The organism is Asticcacaulis sp. (genome assembly GCF_027484505.1).
Lineage (GTDB): Bacteria > Pseudomonadota > Alphaproteobacteria > Caulobacterales > Caulobacteraceae > Asticcacaulis.
Genome location: NZ_JAIXSV010000336.1, coordinates 1 through 7,942 on the forward strand (window position 1 = coordinate 1; position 7,942 = coordinate 7,942).

General features: G+C 61.7%; 4 protein-coding genes. 1 reads left to right on the forward strand and 3 read right to left on the reverse strand.

Features of this window, described 5'->3' with window-relative positions:
* The 3 genes from gltB to Q0072_RS19820 form a co-directional block, all read right to left on the reverse strand.
* Positions 1-3,575, reverse strand: a 3,575-nt coding sequence (gene gltB / locus Q0072_RS19810; protein ID WP_298333399.1) for a glutamate synthase large subunit, incomplete at its 3' end; no start/stop codon positions are given.
* Positions 3,572-5,017, reverse strand: a complete 1,446-nt coding sequence (locus tag Q0072_RS19815) for an NAD(P)-dependent oxidoreductase (RefSeq protein WP_298333401.1) — start codon at positions 5,015-5,017, stop codon at positions 3,572-3,574. The genes Q0072_RS19815 and gltB, both read right to left, overlap by 4 nt.
* A 415-nt stretch (positions 5,018-5,432) precedes the next feature.
* A complete protein-coding gene (locus Q0072_RS19820) occupies positions 5,433-6,716 on the reverse strand; it encodes an ammonium transporter (protein WP_298333403.1) in 1,284 nt (427 codons plus the stop codon).
* A 346-nt stretch (positions 6,717-7,062) separates the two neighbouring features.
* Here Q0072_RS19820 and Q0072_RS19825 point away from each other — a divergent pair, with 346 nt between their 5' ends.
* On the forward strand, positions 7,063-7,527 hold the full coding sequence (locus Q0072_RS19825; protein ID WP_298333405.1) for a helix-turn-helix domain-containing protein: 465 nt from the start codon (positions 7,063-7,065) through the stop codon (positions 7,525-7,527).
* Positions 7,528-7,942 lie beyond the last annotated feature (415 nt).

Sequence of the window (7,942 nt, forward strand, 5' to 3'; positions counted from 1 at the left end):
CCCAGCGAGGCCAGGATTTCGCGCACTTCTTCGGCGATGAAGCTGAACAGGTTGATGACCTTTTCCGGCGTGCCGGTGAACTTGGCGCGCAGACGCTCGTCCTGCACGCAGACACCGACCGGGCAGGTGTTGGACTGACACTGACGCACCATCAGGCAGCCCATGGCCACCAGAGACGCCGTGCCGATGCCGAACTCTTCGGCCCCCAGCATGGCGGCAACCACGATGTCACGGCCCGTGCGCATCCCGCCGTCAGAGCGCAGACGCACCTGACCGCGCAGATTGTTCATAGTCAGGACCTGATGCGCTTCGCTGAGGCCCAGTTCGAACGGCAGGCCGGCGAACTTGATCGAGGTGAGCGGCGAGGCACCCGTGCCACCGACCTGCCCGGAGACGAGAATAGCGTCGGCCTTGGCCTTGGCCACGCCCGCAGCGACCGTGCCGATGCCCGACTGCGACACCAGCTTCACAGTGACGCGGCAGTTCGGATTGATCTGCTTGATGTCATAGATGAGCTGCGCCAGATCTTCGATCGAATAGATGTCGTGGTGCGGCGGCGGCGAGATCAGCCCCACGCCGGGCGTCGAATGGCGCATACGGGCGATGAATTCCGTGACCTTAAAGCCCGGAAGCTGACCGCCCTCACCGGGTTTGGCCCCTTGCGCCACCTTGATTTCGACTTCGCGGCAGTGGTTGAGATATTCCGCCGTGACGCCAAAGCGGCCAGAGGCGATCTGCTTGATGGCCGAGTTGGGGTTGTCGCCGTTCGGGCGGCGGACATAGCGTTCGGGGTCTTCGCCACCTTCGCCGGAGACCGAACGCGCGCCGATGCGGTTCATGGCGATGTTCAGCGTCTCGTGCGCTTCGGGGCTGAGCGCCCCCAGCGACATGCCGGGCGTGACGAAGCGCTTGCGGATTTCGTTGACCGATTCCACTTCCTCGATGTCGATGGGCTTCGCCTTCGGGGCCCAGTCGAGCAGGTCGCGCGGGGCGGTCGGGGCGTCCTTCGACATCTTGGACACCAGACCCGAATAGGTCTTGAAGACCTTATAGTCGCCGCGCGTCGTCGCGTCCTGAAGCAGGTGGATCAGCTTCGGCTGATAATAGTGGGTCTCACCCGCGGCGCGCATCTTGTAGAAGCCGCCAATGGGGATCAGGGCGCGCTTCGACGCCCAGGCTTCGGCGTGCAGCGCCTTCAGCTTGGTTTCGATACCGGCCAAACCGATACCGGAAATGCGCGAGGTCACGCCGGGGAAGAACTCACCGACCAGCGCCCGCGACAGACCCAGCGCTTCGAACTCATAGCCGCCGCGATAGGAGGAGATGATCGAGATGCCCTTCTTGGCGAGGATCTTCATCAGACCCGCCTCGATGGACTTCTTGTAGTTCATGAAGCACTTGTACGAGGTCTGAGCGCCGTAACGGCCCTTGTCCAGACGCTCCTGCATCAACTCCAGCGCCAGATAGGGGTTGATGGCGGTTGCCCCGACACCCACCAGCACGGCGAAGGCATGGCTGTCCATCGCTTCGGCCGAGCGCACGATGATCGAGACGAAAGAGCGCAGACCTTCCTGCACCAGACGGGCATGGACGCCCGCGGCGGCGAGGATCATCGGCACGCCCATGCGCTCCGGACCCGACTTCTGGTCGGTCAGGACGATCATGGCCGCCCCGTTTTTCACGGCGGCCACGGCCTCATCACGCAGGCTGTCGAGCACGGCGCGCAGACCTGCCCCCGGAGCGGCACCTTCGACGGGCAGCGGGAAGGAACAATCGAGCTCCGCCACCTGACCCACATTGCTGGTGGCTAGGAGGCGCTCATACATGCCCGTCGTCATGAACGGCGAGTCCATGACCAGCACATTGGCCTGCGTCGCGTCTTCGGCGAGGATGTTGCCGAGGTTCTTGAAGCGCGTCTTGAGCGACATGCCGGCTTCTTCGCGCAGCGGGTCGATCGGCGGGTTGGTCACCTGCGCGAAGTTCTGACGGAAATAGTGCGACAGGGGCCGCCACTTTTCCGACAGCACGGCCAGAGGCGTATCATCGCCCATCGAGCCGATGGCTTCCTTACCGTCCTTCACCATGGCATCCAGCACGGTGTCGAGGTCTTCGAGGGTGTGGCCAGCCGCAATCTGACGGCGGTCCAGCTCCTCACCGAAATAGGCGCGCGGCTCCGGCCCCGGCTCAATGATCGAATCGACATCGACCATGTTTTCCAGCCACTTGGTGTAGTCGTGTTTGGAGGCCAGAGCGTCGAGGATTTCGTCCTCGCTGAACAGCTTACCGGCTTCGAGGTCCACGGCGATCATGCGGCCCGGCGCGATGGTCATGCGGTGCGCCACACGGTCTTCGGCGACGCCCGTCATGCCCGCTTCGGAGCCGACGATCAGGAGGCCGTCCTGCGTCTGGGTGACGCGTAAGGGGCGCAGGCCGTTGCGGTCCTTACCGGCGATGACCCAGCGGCCATCGGTGGCGCAGACGGCGGCCGGGCCGTCCCACGGCTCCATCACAGCGTTGCAGTAGGCATAGAGGGCGCGGTGCGACTCCGGCATGGTCACGGCCTGCTTCGACCAGGCTTCGGGGATCAGCAGGGCCTTGGCCATCGGGGCCGAACGCCCGGCGCGCACCAGAAGCTCAAACACATTGTCGAGCGCCGCCGAGTCCGAACCACGCGGCTGGATGACCGGCTTCACGTCGCGGTCATTGTCGCCAAAGGTCGCCGCCGCCATGCGGATTTCGTGCGACTTCATCCAGTTGACATTGCCGCGCAGGGTGTTGATTTCCCCGTTGTGCGCCAGCATGCGGAAGGGCTGGGCCAGACGCCATTCGGGGAATGTGTTGGTCGAGAAACGCTGGTGGAAGACCGCGACGGACGAGACGAAACGCGGGTCCTTCAGGTCGAGATAGAAGTCATCGACCAGCTCGGCACGGAACATGCCCTTATAGATCAGGGTCTTCGACGAGAAGGAACACAGATAGCAGTCGAGATTGGCCTCTTCGACGCGCTTTTCGATGCGGCGGCGGCACAGGAACATAGCGCGTTCCAGCGCCTCTTCCTCAAGGCCGTCGGGCGCGGCCAGCATGATCTGCTCGATTTCCGGGCGCGTGGAATTGGCGCGCGTGCCCAGTTGCGACACATCGACCGGGGCCTGACGCCAGCCATAGAGGTAGAAGCCCGACCGCAGGATTTCAGATTCGACGATGGTCCGCGCCGCTTCCTGCGCGCCGAGGTCGTTACGCGGCAGGAAGACCTGCCCGACCAGTACGGGGCCGGGGCGCGGTTCATGGCCGATATTGCGCACCTGTTCGCGGAAGAAGTCCTGCGGCACATTGATCATGATGCCCGCGCCGTCGCCCGACTTGCCGTCGGCATCGACAGCGCCGCGGTGGAACAGGGCCTTCAGCGCCTTGACCGCCAGTTCGACCACGTCGCGGCGCGGCTTGCCATCAATGGAGCAGACCACGCCGACGCCACAGGCATCAAATTCCGTGCGCGGATCATAGGCGTCGGCCTCGATCAGGGCGTTACGGTTGCGGTGATAGAGTTCGTAAGACGAGGAGCCGGAAGAGATCATTGAGCGGCCTCCAGAGAAGCGGAAACGTTTGACTGAATATAGTGGTGGATGTCGGCGGCGGCGTCCTGTCCTTCGCGGACGGCCCACACGACCAGCGACGCCCCGCGCACGATGTCGCCGGCGGCAAAGACGCCCGGCACAAAGGTCTGGAACTCACCGGCCTGCACCTTGATCGTGCCCCACTTGGTGACTTCGAGGCCCGGCTGGTTGAACAGAACCGGGATGTTTTCCGGCTCAAAGCCCAGCGCCTCGATGATCAGATCGGCGGGCAGGTCGTTTTCGGCACCGGGGATGTCCTCGATACCCTGTCTACCTTGAGCGTCCGGCGTGGTGAGGCGCATACGCTGGATGCGCAGGCCTGAGACGCTTTGGGCATCGCCAAGCACGGCCTTGGGGGCCGACAGCCATTCAAACCTGACGCCTTCTTCCTCGGCATTGGACACTTCACGGTCCGAGCCCGGCATGTTGGCGCGGTCGCGGCGATAGACGCAGGTCACGGCCTTCGCGCCCTGACGGGTGGCGGTGCGCACGCAGTCCATGGCCGTGTCGCCGCCGCCGATGACCACCACGGTCTTGCCTTCGGCGTTCAGCGTGCCGTTGTCGTAAGCTTCGACCGCATCGCCGAAGCCCTTGCGGTTGGAGGCGGTCAGGTAGTCAAGCGCCGCCACGACGCCTTTCGAGCCGCAGCCCGGCACGCTCAGGCGGCGTACCTTATAGACGCCGGTGGCGATCAGAAGGGCGTCGTGCTTTTGGCGCAGCTCCTCGAACGACACGTCATTGCCGATATCGCAGTTGAGGACAAATTCGACGCCGGAATCGGCCAGACGCTGGGTGCGGCGCAGAACGACGTCCTTTTCCAGCTTGAACGACGGAATGCCATAGGTCAAAAGGCCGCCCGGACGGTCGTAACGGTCATAGATGGTGACCTTATAGCCCAGCGTGCGCAGACGGTCGGCCGCCGCGATCCCTGCCGGGCCGGCACCGATGATGCCGACGCTCTCCGAACGCTCCTGCGCGGGGACGATGGGTTCGATCCAACCCTCTTCAAAGGCCATATCGTTCACATAGCGCTCGACCGCGCCGATGGTGACGTTTTCCCAGCCTGATTGCTCCAGCACGCACGAGCCTTCGCACAGACGGTCCTGCGGGCAGATGCGGCCGCAGATCTCCGGCAGAGTCGAGGTCGCCGAGGACAGGCGGAAGGCCTCCTCAAAGCGCCCTTCGGCGGTCATGCGCAGCCAGTCGGGGATGTTGTTCTGTAGCGGGCAACCCGACTGACAGAAGGGCACACCGCACTGAGCGCAGCGCGAGGCCTGCGCATTGGCCTGCTCCGGTTTGAAATCGGCGTAGATTTCATTGAAATTTGTGATGCGGGTCTTCGCTTCGGCCTTCGATGGCGTCTTCTTGTATTCAACGACGAAGCGGTTCGTCTCGTAGGTCATAGGCCCAACCTCACAACTCGGTGCAAAAACCTTCCGTTTCCGGAAGATAGGTTTAGTTTGTTACAGCGCGCTAAAACGCCCTAAAGCGCAAAAGCCTGCTGAGTTAAAGCGGAAAATGATGTTTTCCGGCGTTTCCCGCCAAAATCGCGACCAAAAACGCAGGCCGTGGGATTTTTGCCGGGGTAGTTACAAATCGTACTATTTCGCATGCCCTTTTGGCGGTTTTATCACCCCGTTTCCGGAGCGTAAACCGAAGGTCCAGACATACAAACCCCCCAGTGTCTGCCGGGGCAATCCCGGCAAATCCTGAGGGGCGTTTCCGTTCCGGTTTTGTAAGTCCTTGCCGCTTGGTTCGGGCGGGGCTGTCCTTGACCGGTTCCGGTTCAGCCCCTTGTCCCTTTGGTGGGCGTCCGGGCTATCCGTGCTGGGTCTCTCCGTGCTGTGTCGCGTCAAGACCCTCGATCTCCTGCTCCTCGTCCACACGCAGGCCTGTGGTGAATTTGCAGATCATCAGAATGAGGAAGGTGACCACCGCGCTCCAGCCGATGACGACCACGAGGCCCAGAACCTGTTTAAGTACGGTGGCGTCCTTGGCCACCGCATTGATGCTTTGATTGGCGAAGACCGCCGTCAGCACCGCCCCCACCAGACCACCGACGCCGTGCACGCCGAAAGCATCAAGACTATCGTCGTATTTGAAGGCTTTTTTGAGGGCCGTCGCCCCGAAGAAGCAGGCGATACCACCGATAAGGCCGATGGCCAGCGCGCCCTTGGGATCGACAAAGCCCGCCGCCGGCGTAATGGCAACAAGGCCCGCCACAATACCCGAAATCATGCCGAGCAGCGTCGGTTGCTTGCGCTCAACCCACTCCACAATCGTCCAGCCGACGGCACCCGTCATGGCGGCAACGATGGTGTTGAGCACAGCCACGCTTGCCAGCGCATCCGCCGTCCAGGCCGACCCGCCGTTAAAGCCCAGCCAGCCGACCAGCAGCAGCGACGCGCCGATCAGGGTGAAGGCCAGATTGTGCGGCGGCATATAGTCGCGCGGAAAGCCCCGGCGCGGCCCCAGAACCAGCGCACAGACCAGACCCGCAATCCCCGAATTGACGTGCACCACCGCCCCGCCGGCGAAATCAAGCACACCCATGCCAGCAAGGAATCCGCCACCCCATACCCAGTGACACACCGGCGCATAGACCAGCAGGGTCCACAGGGCCGTAAACAGCAGGAAGGCCGAAAACTTCAGACGCTCGGCAAAGGCCCCGGCGATCAGGGCCGGGGTGATGATGGCGAAGGTCATCTGATAGGCGACCCACAGAAACTCAGGCAGTTGCGGCGCCAGACCGAACGCCGTCTGCATGGTCACACCATTGAGCAGGAACGCATCAAACGAGCCGATAAAGCGGTTCAGCCCCTCATTACCATTCAGACCGAACGACAGGGAATAGCCCGCTACGATCCACAGGACCGACACGACAACGGCGGCGGCCACCGACTGCGCCATGGTCGCCAGTACGTTCTTCTTGCGCACCATGCCGCCGTAGAACAGGGCCAGACCCGGCAGGGTCATCAACAACACCAGCGCCGTAGAGACGATGATCCACGACGTGTGACCGCTATCAAGCGCCAGTACCGCCTGATGCTTGAGAAGCGCCGGTGCTGCCGTCGCTGCTGCTGCCACTGATCCCGTCGTCATACCGCCTGAACCCCGATCGCACTCTGAAAAGGTTTGGAAAACTCGCATCTGCACAACCCGCCTAGCCCACAGGCTTGACGTTGCGCGTCACAGTTTTTCCGACATTTTTGCTCTTTGCGCGAAATTTTACCGAAAAGCGAGCAAATTTTGCGTCATGCGGCAAAAAAATTCACAAACCGCGTTTCCGACTGTTGCAGAGCGGTAAGGTCACAAATCTGTCCCCTCGAAACCGAACCGATGTAGAGTTTCGGTTATTTCATATGTTTCGTTTATTTCGATTGTAGACAAGGCTGTCTTCACTTGTTATCCTGTGCAGGAAGACAAAACCCAGTCGCAGGAGGCGAAAATGCTGGCGTTACTGGACCAGACCCGCGAACCGTTCATCGCCGATGAAGCGGAAGCCCTGATTGCCCGGCAGGCGGCGGATCGATTAAAGGCCGTAGCTGAGGCGGGAGAAAGCATCCGCATTACCGTAGACGGCGAAACCGATCATCGGGTCATCGTGCCACTCCCCGCGCGCGCCGTCGCGCTGATCCATCAGGTGCTGGTCGCCATGGCCGATCAGACACCGATGTCACTTATCCCGCATGCGGCAGAACTGACGACACAACAGGCGGCGGACTATCTGAACGTGTCGCGTCCTCATCTCGTTCGCCAACTGGATAGCGGCAAGTTGCCCTTTCGCAAAGTCGGCAGCCATCGCCGGGTCCGGTTCGCCGATCTGGTGGCCTACGAACGCGCGTGCCGGGAGGCACAGAAGACCGCTTTGGCGGAACTCAACGCGGAAGCACAAAGGTTGGGGCTGGAATGATTTCCACTTTTACCGCCTTCATTGACGCGAATGTGTTTTATGGCGCGAGGCTGCGAAGCCTCGTGCTTTTTATTGCACAGACCTATCGAGCCAAAGGCAGGGAGATATAAGCCGTATATACCTCCCTGACCTCGTCTCATTCGAGGCCTCAAGACAGAAAGAGGTCGGGGAGGGGGACCGCACGACGCGCGTAGCGCTAGATGCGGTGGTGGGGGCTCTTTTTCTACCCTGTCAGACGCATTCCACAGTCAGAGATGCAAGCGTCCTTTGACGCCCCTCCCGGACCTTAGTCTTTCCTAGATCGGTATGAAATTTAGCTGAATCGGGATTCCCAAATCAGAGAGGATCTGATTCACTTTTTCCGACAGGAGGAAGTGATGGGTCGTCCTTTATCGATGGATTTGCGAGAGCGGGC

Bases quoted from the DNA above. Each gene is read 5' to 3' on its own strand.
- Q0072_RS19815 (WP_298333401.1), bottom strand. From the start codon at position 5,017: ATGACCTACGAGACGAACCGCTTCGTCGTTGAATACAAGAAGACGCCA.
- Q0072_RS19820 (WP_298333403.1), bottom strand. From the start codon at position 6,716: ATGACGACGGGATCAGTGGCAGCAGCAGCGACGGCAGCACCGGCGCTT.
- Q0072_RS19825 (WP_298333405.1), top strand. From the start codon at position 7,063: ATGCTGGCGTTACTGGACCAGACCCGCGAACCGTTCATCGCCGATGAA.